Annotated in this window: 12 protein-coding genes and 4 pseudogenes; 6 read left to right on the top strand and 10 right to left on the bottom strand. The window is 60.9% G+C overall.

Annotated elements, in window-relative coordinates; all coding sequences use genetic code 11:
• Positions 1-90: 90 nt before the first annotated feature.
• Both ACZ89F_RS24525 and ACZ89F_RS24520 read left to right on the top strand, forming a co-directional pair.
• On the top strand, positions 91-690 hold the full coding sequence (locus ACZ89F_RS24525; RefSeq protein ID WP_476094590.1) for a CBS domain-containing protein: 600 nt from the start codon (positions 91-93) through the stop codon (positions 688-690).
• 133 nt (positions 691-823) lie between these two features.
• A pseudogene (locus tag ACZ89F_RS24520) lies at positions 824-976 on the top strand (hypothetical protein); the annotation flags it as partial.
• Between the two features lie 89 nt (positions 977-1,065).
• Here the strand turns inward: ACZ89F_RS24520 and ACZ89F_RS24515 are convergent.
• From ACZ89F_RS24515 to ACZ89F_RS24505, 3 genes and pseudogenes are all read right to left on the bottom strand, one after another.
• Positions 1,066-2,758: pseudogene (locus ACZ89F_RS24515) on the bottom strand (DUF4158 domain-containing protein); the annotation flags it as partial.
• Between the two features lie 154 nt (positions 2,759-2,912).
• A pseudogene (locus tag ACZ89F_RS24510) lies at positions 2,913-3,749 on the bottom strand (TniB family NTP-binding protein); the annotation flags it as partial.
• A gap of 1 nt (position 3,750) precedes the next feature.
• Positions 3,751-5,403 carry a transposase gene (locus ACZ89F_RS24505; RefSeq protein ID WP_476094588.1) on the bottom strand — a complete coding sequence of 551 codons (1,653 nt, stop codon included), beginning with the start codon at positions 5,401-5,403 and terminating at the stop codon, positions 3,751-3,753.
• 101 nt (positions 5,404-5,504) lie between these two features.
• Between ACZ89F_RS24505 and ACZ89F_RS24500 the strand changes: the two are divergent.
• A pseudogene (locus ACZ89F_RS24500) lies at positions 5,505-6,571 on the top strand (RHE_PE00001 family protein); the annotation flags it as partial.
• A gap of 99 nt (positions 6,572-6,670) precedes the next feature.
• Here the strand turns inward: ACZ89F_RS24500 and ACZ89F_RS24495 are convergent.
• The 6 genes from ACZ89F_RS24495 to ACZ89F_RS24470 all read right to left on the bottom strand — a co-directional run bounded on the left by ACZ89F_RS24495 (position 6,671) and on the right by ACZ89F_RS24470 (position 10,932).
• Entirely contained in the window at positions 6,671-7,417 is a 747-nt protein-coding gene (locus tag ACZ89F_RS24495) for a hypothetical protein (RefSeq protein WP_476094586.1), read from the bottom strand.
• A 1-nt stretch (position 7,418) separates the two neighbouring features.
• Entirely contained in the window at positions 7,419-8,093 is a 675-nt protein-coding gene (locus ACZ89F_RS24490) for a hypothetical protein (protein ID WP_476094585.1), read from the bottom strand.
• Positions 8,094-8,116: 23 nt separating this feature from the next.
• Positions 8,117-8,566, bottom strand: a complete 450-nt coding sequence (locus ACZ89F_RS24485; RefSeq protein WP_476094584.1) for a hypothetical protein — start codon at positions 8,564-8,566, stop codon at positions 8,117-8,119.
• A 355-nt stretch (positions 8,567-8,921) separates the two neighbouring features.
• Complete coding sequence (locus tag ACZ89F_RS24480; protein WP_476094583.1) at positions 8,922-9,560, bottom strand: DUF2026 family protein; 639 nt, start codon at positions 9,558-9,560, stop codon at positions 8,922-8,924.
• Positions 9,509-10,165: a hypothetical protein gene (locus tag ACZ89F_RS24475; RefSeq protein WP_476094581.1), complete on the bottom strand. Its 657-nt coding sequence runs from the start codon at positions 10,163-10,165 to the stop codon at positions 9,509-9,511. Before ACZ89F_RS24475 ends, ACZ89F_RS24480 begins: the two co-directional genes overlap by 52 nt.
• A complete protein-coding gene (locus ACZ89F_RS24470; protein ID WP_476094579.1) occupies positions 10,126-10,932 on the bottom strand; it encodes a hypothetical protein in 807 nt (268 codons plus the stop codon). The genes ACZ89F_RS24475 and ACZ89F_RS24470 overlap by 40 nt, the downstream gene beginning before the upstream one ends.
• Positions 10,933-11,241: 309 nt before the next feature.
• On the opposite strand from ACZ89F_RS24470, the gene ACZ89F_RS24465 reads away from it, so the two are divergent.
• The 3 genes from ACZ89F_RS24465 to ACZ89F_RS24455 all read left to right on the top strand — a co-directional run bounded on the left by ACZ89F_RS24465 (position 11,242) and on the right by ACZ89F_RS24455 (position 14,283).
• On the top strand, positions 11,242-11,583 hold the full coding sequence (locus ACZ89F_RS24465; protein WP_476094578.1) for a competence protein CoiA family protein: 342 nt from the start codon (positions 11,242-11,244) through the stop codon (positions 11,581-11,583).
• A complete protein-coding gene (locus ACZ89F_RS24460) occupies positions 11,529-13,118 on the top strand; it encodes a hypothetical protein (protein ID WP_476094577.1) in 1,590 nt (529 codons plus the stop codon). Before ACZ89F_RS24465 ends, ACZ89F_RS24460 begins: the two co-directional genes overlap by 55 nt.
• A 265-nt stretch (positions 13,119-13,383) precedes the next feature.
• Positions 13,384-14,283, top strand: a complete 900-nt coding sequence (locus tag ACZ89F_RS24455) for a hypothetical protein (protein ID WP_476094576.1) — start codon at positions 13,384-13,386, stop codon at positions 14,281-14,283.
• A gap of 181 nt (positions 14,284-14,464) precedes the next feature.
• On the opposite strand, the gene ACZ89F_RS24450 is transcribed toward ACZ89F_RS24455, so the two are convergent.
• Positions 14,465-15,418, bottom strand: coding sequence for an AbiJ-NTD4 domain-containing protein (locus ACZ89F_RS24450; RefSeq protein ID WP_476094575.1), 954 nt, complete (start codon positions 15,416-15,418; stop codon positions 14,465-14,467).
• Positions 15,419-15,526: the final 108 nt, after the last annotated feature.

The following is a 15,526-nucleotide window of genomic DNA, read 5'->3' as shown; positions in this document are numbered from 1 at the left end:
GTCTCGGGAGGGGGGCTCTCATGGCAGGTCACGAGCGGCATCGTCGTGGTGTATGCCGTGTGAGCAGAAGACGGTTCAGGCAATGTCCAAATGGACCTGCTATTCCTCAATCAACAACGTTCCCGGCGAACTCGTGTGTGGCAGCTCAGGCGAGTCGATGAGATCGCCCTAAGGCGTCAGGATGGGGGTGATGTTTTGGTGAAACGCGAGGGTTCTGTCGCAAAATTCGACATCGAACGCGAGGACCTCGAGAGGTTGCTGCAGCAGGTCGAGCTGCAGGCAATGGTGCGCTCACACCGACCGCTGCTTTGCCGGGACAGCATGGCCCGCGACGTGATTTCGGTGCCGGAAAATGCCACCGCCGACGAGGCCCGAAAGCAGCTTCTCGACCACAACGCCCGCACGTTGCCAGTGGTCGATGCCGAGGCAAAGCTGGTCGGCGCCGTCGGTCTGCGCGAGCTGACGCGAGCGACCGACACGGTCAAGGGCGTGATGTCGAAAGCGGGCAACGACTCGCCCGACACAACGGCGATGAGCCTCCTTTCCGTGCTCACTGACGGCCGCAGCCATGCCGTCGTCATCGTCAATGCCGAGCAGCGCATCCTCGGCCTGATCACCCAGACCGACCTGCTGGCGGCGGCGATGCACCTGCAAACGGCAGACGAGCCGCCGCTCAAAGTAGCAGCATAGGGGCCATCCGAACATCGCAGGTCGGACCCTTCTGCCGGCAGGCGCATCCAATCTTCGGATGAATACTGTTCAAGTAGAGACCGGGTCGCGATGAGAAAGTCCGCGATGCCCACGGTCGCCCTTGCTAGGACCGATGATGGCATGGCCGCCACCATCGCGCTGGTGCGCGCCATTTGACGCGAGGCGGATGCCTTCCACCCCATTATCAAAACTCATAACCAGTCGCTTACCGCTCTACCGCATTGCGCGTGGCCTATTGTGCAGTGACGCCGAGGCCGAGGACATCTTGCAGGAGGCCTATGTTAGGGCCTTAGCCCATCTTAGCGCCTTTCATCGGCGACGCCTTCCTGTTGGCCTGGTGGCACATAGTCATCATTCTTCGGCCGCCGCCGGCACCTCACCGGCATTCGGCGTGACGATCAACGTTCCCCCTTCAAGACGAACACCTTCAAGCTTTCCGGAACGCGTTCTGTGTGCCAGCCGCTTCAGGTTGAAGTCGAGCATCTGCCGCGCTTCCGTTAGCCACACGGCGGCATCACCTTGTACGCCCAGTCCGAGACGATCCTGCTCCTTCATTGTGATGAACGTTGATCGTGGCATCAAATGCTCGTCGATCGGCCGGAAGGATCGGCTGCCGTCGACCCAGATGTCAGCGGATCGAAGCCTGTCTCGCAATGCCGCTAACGTCGCAATCTCATATAGGCGGCGATTGGGCTTATCTTGCCCGAATATCAGCTTGCGATCTGTCTGGCTGAGGTGAGTGACTGGGACGGTCTCCGGCAATGTCCGACGCTTCTCCGAATAGAGCCGCTTCAGCACCCCGACCGCTGCAAGAAGCGGGTCGTAGCGGCGCGCCGAGCGGAACGTGAATGCCTGCAGAGAAGACGCCGGCGTACTTGTTGACGGTCGGATATTGTTCGGCTGCCACGGTCAAGGGTGATGCCTCGCTGACCTCGACCAAGGACTCGAGCTCCGGCTTCATCCGAAGCAGTCGATGCCAGCCAACTTTCTGGTCGAGAACCTCCAGTGCATTCCGGCCATAATCGTTCGCCGATTGCAGCGCTGTGATGGTGTCGAGGAACATCCGTAGCGCCTTGGTGGCGTCCGGCCGACTGTCCATGTGCCGCTGCTTCTTGCGGCTGTTGGCTTGCGAGAACAGCCTCCCCATCAACTTGATAAACATCGTCACGGCATCATCGGTAAGCTTCTGGCCGAGTTTGATGACTTGAGCCACGATCAAAGCGTGACGGCGACTGGCGTTGAAGTCGTTGGCCAGCCACGCTGGCGTGGCATTGCCTTCGCGGATCATCTGATCCCAACGTCCCGAAGAAATGCGGATCTGTAGTGCGGGGTCGATCTCCAGCGCCCGCAGAAACGTGATCCGCTCGGTCAGTCCGACTAGATTTGACGCGCCAGGCGCTTCTGGCGCGGATCTCAGCCAATGAAAGCGCGTTTGACCGATCGTCTGGTCAACCTCCAACAGCCCGTCCAATAATGCAAGCCGATCAGCTGGTATCGCTTCGATCAGCGCCCTCTCTGCCCGTCGCCGGGCAATAGCCCGCGCCGCGATCCCCATCCGCTCAATGATGGTGGCTGCCGGGAGTAGCGAATTTCGATTGCGGAAGTCCGCTACAATGGCGCCAGCCATCGAAGCACCCGCGTCTGTTGTTGAGGCCATCTCGATTGCCGACAGCAATGCGGCACGCCGATCTTCGGCTGTTGCGTTTCGCTTCTGCAGATAACCCAGAAGGTGAGCAATGTGATTGCTGCGGGTTTCCTCACGACGGGCATATAACCTGAATGCGGTCGAGCTTGCGCCTACTTGCCCGGCAACATAGTCGAGCATCGCTTTCGGCGGAACCTCGTTAGGCAACAGTGGCCGGCCGGGGTAGCGCATCAGGCAAAGTTGGATCGCAAAGCCGAGCTGATTGTGTTCACGGCGCCGTAGCTGGATTTCCAGCAAATCGGCGGGCGAAAGAGAATAGTGGCGGATCAGACTGTCTTCATCGACCGGAATGTCGAATATCGTCTTTCGCTCGTGTTCTTTGAGAAGCGCTCGTCGGGCCACTTTCCACTCCACTCCAGAAAGGTCGTGGCAAAGCCTCCGTCCAAAGCGGCCTAACGGTACAGGAGGCAAATGGCGTATCCACAGCGAACATCCGGGCGTTCACTCTCCGTTCGACCTTAGCGCAAGATTCTGAGCAGCTCTTGTTCTGACCCCAGACGGGGATGTAGCGCAGCGCCTCGATGCCCGTTTTCGTTATCCGCTCCGCGCCAAATCTTGCCGCCGCCACGGCCGCCGCAGAGACGATCGCCACGATCTCGCGGATCAGGCCCTCGGAGATCTGGAAGATCATCCGCGCCATCGGTTCATCCGAGAGATCGGAAGCGCGGGCGAGCGGCATGGAGGCTTCGAGGCTGTCGAGCAGCGCGAGAAACTCCTCGCCATATTGCCATCGCGGCACCGCATGCAGGTCGAATCGGGTCGCCATTTCGGCGGTCTGGTTGATGAAGTCGTACACGGCGACCTCACCGATCAGAATCGGTGAAATGTCGAACTGGCGGCCGATCCTTCTGAGGAAGGCAAAAACCGCCTCGACGTCCCGCGATCGGCCCCGCAGCGCATTGTGGAATTCGTCGAAGATCAGCATCCTGGGCTTCACGCTGTCGAACAGGCGATCGATTTGCTCGGCTTTGCGGCCGACACCACGACCCATGCCGGTTGGCGCTCGCAATGCCTCGAGGATGCTTCCATAGAAATGGGCGAGGCCCGCACCCTCACGCGTCTGGACCACCCACACCCGCTGCTGCTCGGCGGTTCTCAGATGTTCGACAGCAAACCGTTCGGCGATCATCGTCTTGCCGTTGGCATAGGGTCCGACGAGCATCACGCCTCGGGTCCGCAACGCCGGCGGCCGGGACAGCAACTCGGCAAGGCGTTCATGCGCTTGGACTGCCACCTGATGTCCGATCCATCGCGGCGCCTGGATATAGGCGATCCGCTCTTCCATGCTGCGGTCAAGAACCGGGCGAACGTGGTCGAGCAGATGGTCCACCACGTCACCAATCCTCGACCGGCAGACGGCGTTTCTGGCGTATCGGATGCTCGGCAGGCGCTGGCGTCGCCGGACGCATCGAATCATAGGGTTTGGGCGCTTCGGCCGCGTGTGCTCGACGGACGGCATCGCGCACGTCCGCCTTTGAAGGCTTCTGCCCACCCGCTATTTCCGCGATCCGGCGGCGAAGCGTCACCTTCTCTACATCCGATCGGGCGTTTGCGGCACGTCTATGAGCACGGTCACCTTCGTGCTCCCATAGCGTCGTCGGTGTGGTGATCCCGTCTCTTCTCGCCACCGGCCGGAACGCTCGTGTGTCGGGATCCCGGATGTAGATGTGGCTGATGTCGCGAGGGTCGTATCGCACCTCGAGCCGGCCGAGCCGGTCCCGCTGCGGGACGAGGCTGCCCAGCCACGGTGAAAAATAGTCCAACGCGAACATGCTGACACCCTGCGGCGAGATGCGCCTCTCCGTCCCAGGCATGAATGCCAGCAAGACCCGTATAGGATCATCGTCGAAGCGGGGCAAATCGTGCGCCAGCCGGTTCCATTGTGTCGCCGGCACCTTCAACGTCCTCGCGTTTTGCTGAAGGTTATGGTCGATCACCGCGAGCACGACGCATCGCTCCAGATCGGCGAAGCAGAGACGGGCTCGGCGCTCTGCGGGATATTCGTCGCGGTCCGCCACGGATCTGCCGGTAGAGCCGGGCTGCGTCGCAAGAACGGCGTTGAGCTTCCCGAGCAGCCTTTCGACCACGCCGCCCTGGTGGACGCGGCCGCGATCCCGGTAGTGGATCCGAATGCCGTAGTCCTCGCACCCGCGCTGGAAGGCATTCCCTTTGAACTCCTTGGCTGAGTCGGTGACGAGCGACCGTGGTCGACCGAACATCGGCCATCCATGCTCGATGCCGCGCGCGGCTAACCATGCCTCCCTTGGACACATGGCGTGCGCCAGGCAGAGCGCGACCGACAGCGCCGACGGCTTCTCGAGGGTGAGGCAGAAGCCAAGAATGCAGCGGGTGGCCACGTCGGTGACGATCGTGAGATATGCCCGGCCGATGAACGTTCCGCCGCCGTCGACGACCTCCACGAAGTTGATGTCGGTGGGCGTGTGATCGATCTGGCAGACATCGAGCGGGCGCGCCGCATGGATATATCCTGGCCGCGGTTTGAGCCGCTGGAGATGCTTCGGATTGGCGGACCGTTTCCTCGCGATCTCCTCGGGGCTGAACAGCCCGGGTCTCCGGCCGGCGACCGTGAGATAGGACGGAGCGGCCAAGCCGGCCTCTTCGCAGCGAGCGCGAATCTCGGCCACGACGGGAGCGAGCGGCGGAGCCTCCAGTACGAGCCACCGCTCTCGCAACGTCGTCGCAATGATCGCCTCGATGCCTTGATCGAGGCGCTTCTTGCGGCTGCCATCCAACTGGGGCAGCAGCGACGTCACGGTCCGATCTTTGCGGTAGCGCGCCAGCAGATTGTAGACTTGGCGGGTCGAGAGGCGCACCTCGGCCGCGGCCCGGTTGATTGCCGCGCGTCTTGGCCCCGAACCGTCGAGAATCCTGTCGAGCTCGCGAGCGAGACGACGTGCCGCCGACCATGCTTCGTCGGAATGCGACGTGCCGGGTGCGGCTTTGCGGTTGTGCAATCGGTGCGGCAAATCGAGCAGTCAGTGAAATCGTTAGCGAAAAATCGGGGCTGTCGTAGCGCCTAAACCTAAACAACACCTGACTTTTCCCTGTTTGAAATCGGGAAGTAAAAGCGACAGCGACCGAAGCCTTGGCCCGCCTTGACGAGCGGCTGGCTCGTTCCCCCGTCCGCGACGGTTTTGTCGAGCGCCAGCATTTGCCGATGCGGCCGCCGCGCTCTGGCTCGAAGGCGAACTCGTCCACCTCGAGGACCTCGTCCTGCACGACGCCCACATGGACGTCCGCACCCCGACCCACGAGCTCACCCGTGCGCATGCCGTCTTACGCGTCCGCCGGCGAATTTTGTCGCAGAAGCCGGACTGGGCGCTAAGCCGCGACGGGTTTTTGGCCCTGACCGGCCGGGGTGGCGCGATGCCGGCATCGGGACAAAAAGGCCGGGAAGGGGAGGGGGCTAAAGCCAGCCCCGTTCAAGCCGATATTCACGATGACGCTGAGGACGATCTTCTGGCTGAAGAATTTGCCGAGATCGATGCCATCCTGGCACGCTCATCAAAGATCCTCAGCGGCGCCGACGTGCCGGCGAGGACGCCGCGTTCGGACGAGCGGCCGGACCTGATCTACGATCTCGACTGGAATGAAGAAGAACGGCTCGCCGAATGGCAGGCCGTCCTCGCTGAGACGCGGGAGTTGCCGGCGGTGTTGCGCGCGGCGATCCTGCTCGAAGCCTGGTCGGACATCGAAGTGCTGCAGCATGGTGCCTGGCTCGGACCGCTGCTGGTCGCCGCGCTGCTGCGGCAGGAAGGCCTTGCCGCCCACCATCTCGCCTGCCTGCATCTCGGCGCCAAAAACATTCCGCGGGAGCGGCGGCGAGCGTACAATCGCGGCGATCGGCTGCTGGCCTCACTCGATGGAATCCATGAGGCGACGCTGGCTGGCCTGAAGGAACACGATCGGCTGGTGATGGCGAAAAGCCAGATGGAACGGCGGCTCAAACAACGGCGCACCAGCTCGAAACTGGCCGACCTGGTCGAATTCGTGCTCTCGCGGCCGATCGTCTCGACCGGTATGATCCAAGAGGTGCTAAAAGTCTCGAAGCAGGGCGCGCTCAATCTTATCGGCGAGCTCGGCCTTCGCGAGATGACGGGGAGGGGAAGGTTTCGCGCGTGGGGGATTATGTAGCTCAAAGCTGGTCATTGGAACGATTCTGGCGGCCGCGGCACCAACCCTCTCCACGGAAAATACCGAGCAGATCGCTAACCATTGCCGCTCTCCTGCGCGCTATCGACGTAAACTTGGCTTGTGCGCCGCCACATAGAGGTTGGGCGCCGCCTCGGCGTCGATGAGCTCAATCCCAGATCCAGACTTACCGCGCAAAATCGAGAGAGCGCCGCAATCGTCGCGGTCATGTTCGACCATCCCAACACGCCTTTCGATGAAGTCGACCTGCTGGTGCGGATCAAGTTCCGCCCAGAAGCCGTCGGTCGCAAGCAGCAGTGGCCGATCGTCGAGTTGGAACGAATTCAGATCAGGAGCAATGAAGCGCTTCGAGCGGAAACTGCGCGTGAGCCTGTGACGCGCGGGGTCTTTCGCGAGACTCTCGATCGCCACGGGCAACAGCGGATTTGCGAGCGTGTGGGGCTGTATCAGCCATGCGATCCTTCCATCCTCCGCGTGTCGGCCTACCAGACAATCGCCTGCATGCAGCACCAGCGCCGGGCGCGTCGCTTCAAAGTGCAGAAGGGCATAGCTGGCCGAATCTGTGCGAAATTCCATCGCGAGCACCGCGTGGGTCATGCGAAGCTGTGCGATCAGAGCGTCGGCGGTTACCTGTTCAGCCGCGGTTACGAACCAGTCGACCATGCGGCGCGCAATTTCGCGAGCAAAATCGCCGCTGGCCGAACCCGATGTCGATCCATCGAGAACGATGGCCAAGACGGCATCACCGCGGATACCGATGCCGGCGTGGTCTCGGTTGTCAACCGTCCGCGTGCCTTGCCGACAGTGCCATCGGATTACCAAGGTCATGTCAGCGCGTATCCAGCGTGCTGATCGCGACCAGCCGGTCGTAAACGATGTCGGTACGTCCCGCTGGTCCGCGAATGTTTCCCTCCAGGAAATGGTCGAAATTTGGATCAGCGAGCAGCGCAGCAACCTGTTCGGCGATGTAGGCCCGGATCTCCGGCTCGCCGTTTGCGATTTCCTCGACGATCTCCTCCCGCCCGTCGACCAGAAGCAGAATGTCCTCGGCATCGGGGCTGGCTATGAGATCGCCTTCGCCGCGTCCGCGATATGCCTCCAACTTGGTCGCGACAAACAGCTGCGGCGTGAGGCGCCGGATCTCGAGCGCCTCCTCCAGCTGTTCTGGCACGGCCGTCGCGATCCCCTTTGCGTACCAGCGATTGCTGAACCCCAGGATCGCCTCGTCGTCCGGCATGAAGTCGACCTTGAGCTCGCCGAGTTTCATACGGCAGATGACGGAATCGTCAGCCGCCTCGGTGAAACCGCGTGCGCGCAAGCGCTCCGTCAGCTCGACCCATTCTGCGAAACCAGCGAGATCGACGATAAGGTCGACATCATCGGTCGCTCTCACCCCTTCGAGAACGATGGGGTCAGTAATGTAGAGCGCGGTCGTGCAGCCGCCGACGAAGACCAGGCGCGCGCGCAACTCCTCGCCGAGTGCCTCGGCGACGGCCTTCAACATGGCCTTTAACTGTCCCTGGACTGTCATCCCAGCCTCTGTACGAGCAGTTCGGCGGCGAGCTTGCTTTCGCGCTGATTGCCGACGCGGATCGCGTCGATGAGCGCCAGATAGGCGTAGAGCCGCTTGTCTTTCTCGCAGGCCTCCGGCACGCTTTTGAACAGCGGGTCGACCGACTGACCCATTTCTTTTGCATGCGCGTAGGGCCAAACGCAGATGAGATTGCCTGCGCTGTGCAGGGATTCACGTAGCACGGGGGCGGCGAACGCCGTCGGCAACCCGCGCTGCATGGCGCCTGGTTTCGCCGGAAAGACGAATTTCAGACCGTGGACGATGAACTCGCGCAGATCGCGCCGGCTCGGTTTAGGCCGCTCTGTCTTCCTGTCCTTGATCGCGAGGCCGGCCGCAATGCTGCGCTTGAGCGAAGCGCCGATCTCCGTCTTGCTGATTCCGAGGGCTGCCTCGAGGCCGCGCACAGAATAGGGATCCTCGCCCGCGGCTAGCCCGACCGGCGTAGATTCGTCACCGATATCCTTTGCATCGTCCTCCAAGCTCGCCAGCTTGAGCAGAACGACAACATCCTGGCCCTTCATCATGTCCTCTGTCCTCGGACAGAGGACACCTAATCATCACACGAGCTGAGTGTCAACGATCACGGCTGCAAACTGGTTGGTCTCGGCGGCGAGTCGACCGTTTCCACGGCATCCGCTCGGCATGCCGTTCGCAACCGCCGTTCTCCAGCCTTGTCCTCAGTCCCGGGACAGTGGACAAGCGGGAATCGGCCGTGCACACCAACACACCGATCAATGCTCCGATTGGACACCGCGCCGATTACCAAGAGCTGGTGGCGACGGTCGCGGCAAGTGACAGCCGGGTTACACGGCCTTTCTCGTCTTGCATCGCGAAGGTCGGCATCTGTTTCGCGCGCCGTTTTCCGTACCAGGCCATCGCAACTTTGATCAGGTCCTCGTTGAACCGCTTGGCGAGAAAACCGTCGAGCAATTTGTCCGTCAGAGCCGAATCCGGATAATACCGAAAATCGCCGGTGTGCACCAAGGCATTGAGGTCGGGAGCTTCTTCATCCAGGCGCCGTTGCATCATCTTGCGAGGCAGGTCGGCTGATTTCGGGTAATCAGCAAATGCCTCTCGATAGATCGGAGCCATGAAGTCGATAATATGAGTGTCGGTCTGGAGCCACACGTGGAATGCATCGTGCCCGGACACCAGCTGCCCATCCTCCAATTTCCCGAAGGTGGCAACCTCGCTGCCGCCGTCACCCAAGCAAAAGCAGAACGCACCGCCCACAATCTGCGCTCTGATTTTATAGCACTGGTTGAGAACATAGCCGCCGACGGCCGCAAAGAAGAGGCATGCTCTCTCGGCAGTCGCGTCAGGTACGCCCAGAAGCACGCCATGGGTCACCTGATAGATGCGGTTGTATTCGCTAAGCGGCAGAAGGAACTTACCCATGAAACCTCAGCTTGCAGCTTTGGTGCCGGCTTATTCGCGTTCGTGATTAGAGTTTGCGACCATAAGATCGGCGTCTCATAAACCGAGCTGCATAACCATTCACCGTTCTCTTCGAACCAATGTTGCGCTTCAGGCAACAAATCGAAGGAGACTGGATGGCGCGCGAAGGGATTATGAAAAACCTCAATCTCCGCCGTCCACGGCTCATAGCCGTGCGGCCAGAGCCCTCGATACTCGTCGCCGGTGACGTCGAGGCAGAACGGTATGCCCCGCAGGGAGCCGGGCGTTCGGTCGAAGAAATGTCCTAGTCTTGTGTAGCGATAACCGTCAGCCGCACCGCCGCCGGAGATCGCGACCCGATTGAGCTTGGAGATCGAGCAGGCATTAGAAGAGATGACAGCCGATAGTTCGGCGTGGCGATCATTGGCGAAAAGCCCCGCCGGGAACTGCGCTGGCCCGAGCAGATACTCAGCCGGCATTGGCACAGCTTGTTTTCGACCGTCCACCTCGGCCACAGTTGCGCCTGAGCCCTGCAAATAGCCAATCAAGCCTTCGCGGCTCCACATCATCGAACCGGATGCATGAAAATCCGCGACTGCCAGCATGAACGGTTTTCCAATGACATGAGGAAGCTGATCGTATCGTCGTTCAAGCTTATTTCCGATGGTTTTGGCGAATCGTAGTGCGGCCGTGCCGAAGAATATCTCTTCTCTTTCGGTGGGCACATCCGCGAAGGGCGCGTTAACGTGATTGTATGGCGCGGATTAGCGGTGACGGCCTCGACCCAGGCCTCCTCGCCTAGGCGATTCGCAATATGGAAATCCGGCGATTCAAACGGCTGTTCGACAAGCAGTCCTTGCTCCCGAAATGACGCGAGAAGGTGCGCTTCCCATAGGCGCGTGTGAAAATTGGTGGTCTGGCAGTCACTAGCCCAGTTCCGGTCAGGCTTCGGCATGGCGAGATAAAGCTGGTTCAATGCCCACGCAGCGGGCTGACGCTCCGTCGTGGCAAGCAATCTAAACACCTCGCTCGGCTCCCGTCCGGCCAAATCGAACAGCGACGGACGACGAATGGCTCCGGCGGGCATTGGCTCAGGCGGCTGACCTTCAACGAGAAAGGGCTCCAGAGCATCCCGCGCGGCGTCGATACTTGCGAAGCTGCTTTCCTGCCGTGTGACGGTCCAGACCGAGTCCACCCGCCGTCGCATGAGAATGGTGTTGAATGCGTCGGCGGCAGCGTTGTGCGTGACGATACCACAGCTGTGACTGTCCGAACCGCCCCAGGCCGCGACCGGCGGTTCGGCACCGAAGTCGTGGCCGCGCGGGAGCGACAAGGCGTAGAAATCAAATTCCCATTGCGGGACTTTGCGCATCCATCCTCCTTTTTCCCCGATATCTACTTACGGCTAACGGCCTGCTTCAGACAGGCTGCCAGATCAAGGTCAGATTTCAGCGCCGGATAGAAATCCGGGTCATCAACCGCGTAGTGGACCATATCGGCGCGGTTCAGCACGGGTGCGGCCCGCCAGTTCGAAGCTGTCCGCCCAGAGCGACCTCGTGCTTTTGCAACCGCTTGTTCGACGGAAGCGGTGCTGAAAGCTTTGCTGCAGGGCGCGCCGACCACCGTGTGGCTGCCTGTTTCGAGCTAGCAGCCATCACATGATGGCGGGTACTATCCGGCAATGTCGATTCATCAGGGCCACGACAACCCGGAAATCCGCCGCCAGTACGGCGATGACAGTGCGCGCCTCGTTTACGGCTGGGATTCTGAAAAGGAAAAGCTTTTCCACATCTCAGAGGCGCGTCGGGGCCTTGCCTGCGGCTTGATCTGCCCGCACTGCAAGGGGGTGCTGGTCGCGCACCTCAAGGACGACCTGAAGGCGGCGCACTTCGCCCATCATGGGCCTGCATGCGGAGGCGGTCCGGAAACTGCGCTGCATATCCTTTGCAAGGAATCATCCGGGATGAGTTGCGGCTCACCGTTCCGCGCGAGTTCGCTGCACACGGCAGCTACGAAAGGCTGATCGGCGAAGAGCGCGAAATCGTTTTCGCACATGTAACGCTCGAATTCCGCGACCATGTCGAGTTGATACCAGACGTCCGTCTCCAGGTTGACGATCTGGATCTCTTTGTCGAGATCGCCGTGACCCACCCTTGCGGAGAGGAGAAGATTGCCCGCCTGAAGCGACTGGGAACGGCCGCCGTCGAGATCGATATGTCCTCCGTGCCCCGCAACACCCCACGCGACGATGTGCGGATGGCCGTCGTCTCGACCGCGCCACGCGTCTGGCTGTTCAACGCGAAGATCGAGAGTGCGCTCGAGGACATGCGGCTGCGCGAACGACGAGACGTCGATGCCGCCGCCAAGCGGCTGGCATCAAGTGCGAGGCGCAAGATCGAGGCTTATGGCCGAGTTCGCCAGCACGCCAACGAGCAAAAGCTGCGAATCAAGGACCTCGCCGCGCTGCGTGCTCTGGGATTGCGCGAACATCTCGGAATCCGGATCGGAGGAAGTGGTTGCTTCACGGTCCGGTCCGAGACCTGGCGATCGATTGTCCTCGCGACAATTCTGCGGCCAAGGCTCTATCATCATCGCTTCCTCGCTACAGACCATATCGTCTCCCGCCTTCTCGAAGAGGGATACGTCCACAGCGACTTCGTCCAGCTGACAAAAGACCTTGCCGATGCGATGCGCAAGCTTGACCGTGAGTTCCTCACACCCTGGGAGGCCGTGCATCGATATCTCCAGGCTTTGACCACGGCAGGCCTGGCGGACCAACAGCACCTCTCGTTCGCGCTGAAGACCGGCCTGGCTGAACGGTGGCGCGATTGGGAAGTAACCGAGCAGAGGAAAAACGAGCGACAGAATAGCATCTCGAACCTTGTGTCCCGCATCCTAGACCTAATTCCAGACGAAGATCGCGCATTGATGACGGTCGATTCCTGGTGGCAGATGGCCGAAACGGAAAGCGGAAGGCCGCGCAAGGAGACAATCGAAACCGACACCACGATCGATAGCGACCTGGAAAGGCTCCTCGAAGTCTTGGACCTGCGAAGCAGCGCATCGCCGCGCAATCTGCACGGACTACCTGCTGAACGCGCCGTGAAGGAGGCGACATCCTTAAGGGCCGCGAACGAGGCGAAGGCCAAGGCAAAACGTGCGGCAGACGAAGCGGATGGTCGCCGGCAATCGCTGATCAGGCTCGGTGAACAGGCCTTGGATGACCAGGATCGCGCCGATTTCTTTCGTACACCGCTTGCCGATCAGAGCGGGATCCTTCCGCTCGACCTCGCCGAGACAAACTATACCGGGCTCGGGCTGGCTGAAGAGGCCTTGAGGAGGTTTGCGCAGACGCGACGTTTGGAACGCGTCGCCGCAGAGTGGCGATCGAAGCTGGAGGACGAGGCCAGGAAACTCTTTGGAGATGGCGCTGCGCGTGTCGTGAGGCAAACGGTGGATGGCAAGCTCGATGGGCGCCCGCCGCTGATCTATTGCCGGAATGAAAGTACCTTTCGGACTGCGCTCGGCGTTTTGCAATGGATTGCGCAAACGCGATGAGCTGGTTTCATCGACCACAGCCGAACTCGTAGGCTTCACAGTAACCGACCTCGGACGTGGATCGGGCCGGACTGGCGTCCTGTCGCCGTCCTCTTAACTTACAGCCATTCGGTGACTAAATGACGGGGCAGATCATGAACAGGGGGACACCATAGACACGAGCGATGATGCCAACGAGGGCGAAATTCCATCAACGCTCCCAGCGATTTCTGTGAGTGTCCACGGTATCCAAAATCACTACGGCGCTGAGTGCCTCGGTCAGGGAATGATCGCGCTTGTCCGCGAGATCGGGCGCTATATTGACATCAGTACGCTCGACGGCATCACGATCGCCGTTGACTTCGATGCGGCGTTGCGTGAGCTCGATCGAGGCATCGAAGGTCTGCGCCCGGAGGAACGCACCAATGATGAGGGGTTGATCGGCGTTGGCAAAGCGGTCGTGGTCAAGCGTGGAGAAGAGATCAAAACCCATATCGTGTTATTGGCCGATCCCGTCTGTGTTCTGGCTCTCGCCGAGGACGAGCGCAATATGGAGGACTTCCGGGTGGCCCTCGCCATCGTCGCGCATGAATGCGCGCATGTGGAAGAGAATGCCGCTCGGGAACGACAATTTCCTGGCATCCTGCTCGACCAGACGCCTGCGGGGTACGTCCGCCTCCTCGAGCGCCAATTCGCCGAAGCCTTCTGGTGTGAATACGCCGTTTGTCGCATCTCGGCGCGTCTCGCGCGGAACGAGGAACAGCGCTTCCGAGAGAACCTGACTTCCCGCCTGAACGATGCGCGTACGCATGCCCGTGAGGCCATCCGTTCATACCGGACCCATGGAGATGTCGAGCGCGTTTTGCAGGAAGTGGGCGGAGCGGCTCTGGAGCCGCTACGGATGGCGTCATACCTCTTCGGCCATCTCGATGGCACTTCCGACGAAGAATGTGACGTTGCCGCCGAATTGCAGGCCGCCGATCCTATCTTCGTAGCCGCGATCGGGGAACTCGTATCGCAAATGCGCCTGCTGTGGAACCGACGCTGCGAGTGGGAGACCCATGACGACATGTTGGTGCTGGGCCGGACTGCGTTCGCCCTCATCCGGGTCTGTGGCGTGCATGCGATAGCTCAACCGGATGGCAGAGCGTATATCAGCGTCCCATTCACTGCCGACACCATGTAGCGACTTCGCTCGTCCGCGATGGCGGGACCGAACTGCGGCGTTCCCCTTACGGGTAGTGGCCGGCACGGCGCGTTATCGCGCCTGGGGGATCGTTTAGGTCGGCGGTCGTGTCTCGACCAGGCGTCGAAATCGATAGGCTTTGTCGCTGTTCCCGGTGCTGGGAATAGGATTTGGCGAGCGTTCAGCGAACCTGCTGCGTTCGATGGACCAGGAAGATCGAAACAGCGCACGCGACGCTGACGACCAGCTCTGCCTCGTCATCGCCGAGTTGCTGTCCCTCCCGAATATGTCTTGCCCTGTCCGAGGCAAAACCCCAGAGCTTTTCCACGGCCTCGTCGAGCGGGCGAGGAAGGCCGAGGCGCGGCACCAGTCGTCCCAGCGTCAGTCCCGGCTCATTGGCGATGTCGCGCGCAACGCTTTCCAGCGCCGCAATGGAATGCTGGATAGCGCCCGTCCTGTCCGGCTCCGGCCGGCGGGAGATGTCGCGCAAAGCCTCGCGAATTTCGGAGGCGGCATTTGTGCGTCCGGTCGCTGTTAGCGCCTCGACTGCATTGATGGTCGCTGCGGCAAAGGGGGCGCTGCCGCGAAACACGATGCCCTCGTCGTCCTTCAGCTCCCAGCCGATGCCCTTTTCGCGGAAAAATCTGTTCAGCTCGTCGCGAAACTGATCCGCCTGCTGATAGTGGAGGCTGCGATGAAGGCGTTCAGCGATGTCATAGACCTTGAACCATTCGCAATCTTCGAGCAGCCCCCGAACCTCATCCCAGATGTTCGGGTATTCGGACCAGTTGTTGCGGTCGGGCGCCACAAATAGAACGGTGCAGACCACATCTCGAATATCGCTCGGCCCCATTCCTGCGTTGACGGCGATCTGCGCGATGGCAAAGCGCAGGTCTTCCGGCGCGTCTTCCCGGATGGTGATCTCCGGTTCGGCCGGCTTGAAGCCGTAGCGGTCTGAAAAATTCTGCGACATGGCTGAGGCTATACGATCGAGGCAAAGTTGAAAGCGTTCCGGTATGGGAACATTACATTTCTCCACGTAGCGGAAAACTCGGTTGGCGTCCCGGCCCGATTTGAAGATCAGCCGAGCATGGGGATTGTGTGAAAATACCGGTCCAGTGGACAAGCCAGCCAAAGCAGTCGTTGGTCCGAATCTCCACATTCTGTATTATAAAAGGGTCTGGGAAGCGGGTTGGGCAAACGAATGTTGGATGCTGGTCATCCGAATCGTCGTGCCTGTTGA

This window comes from Mesorhizobium sp. USDA 3734, assembly GCF_056279665.1.
This window is presented reverse-complemented; position numbering and strand designations above follow the sequence as displayed.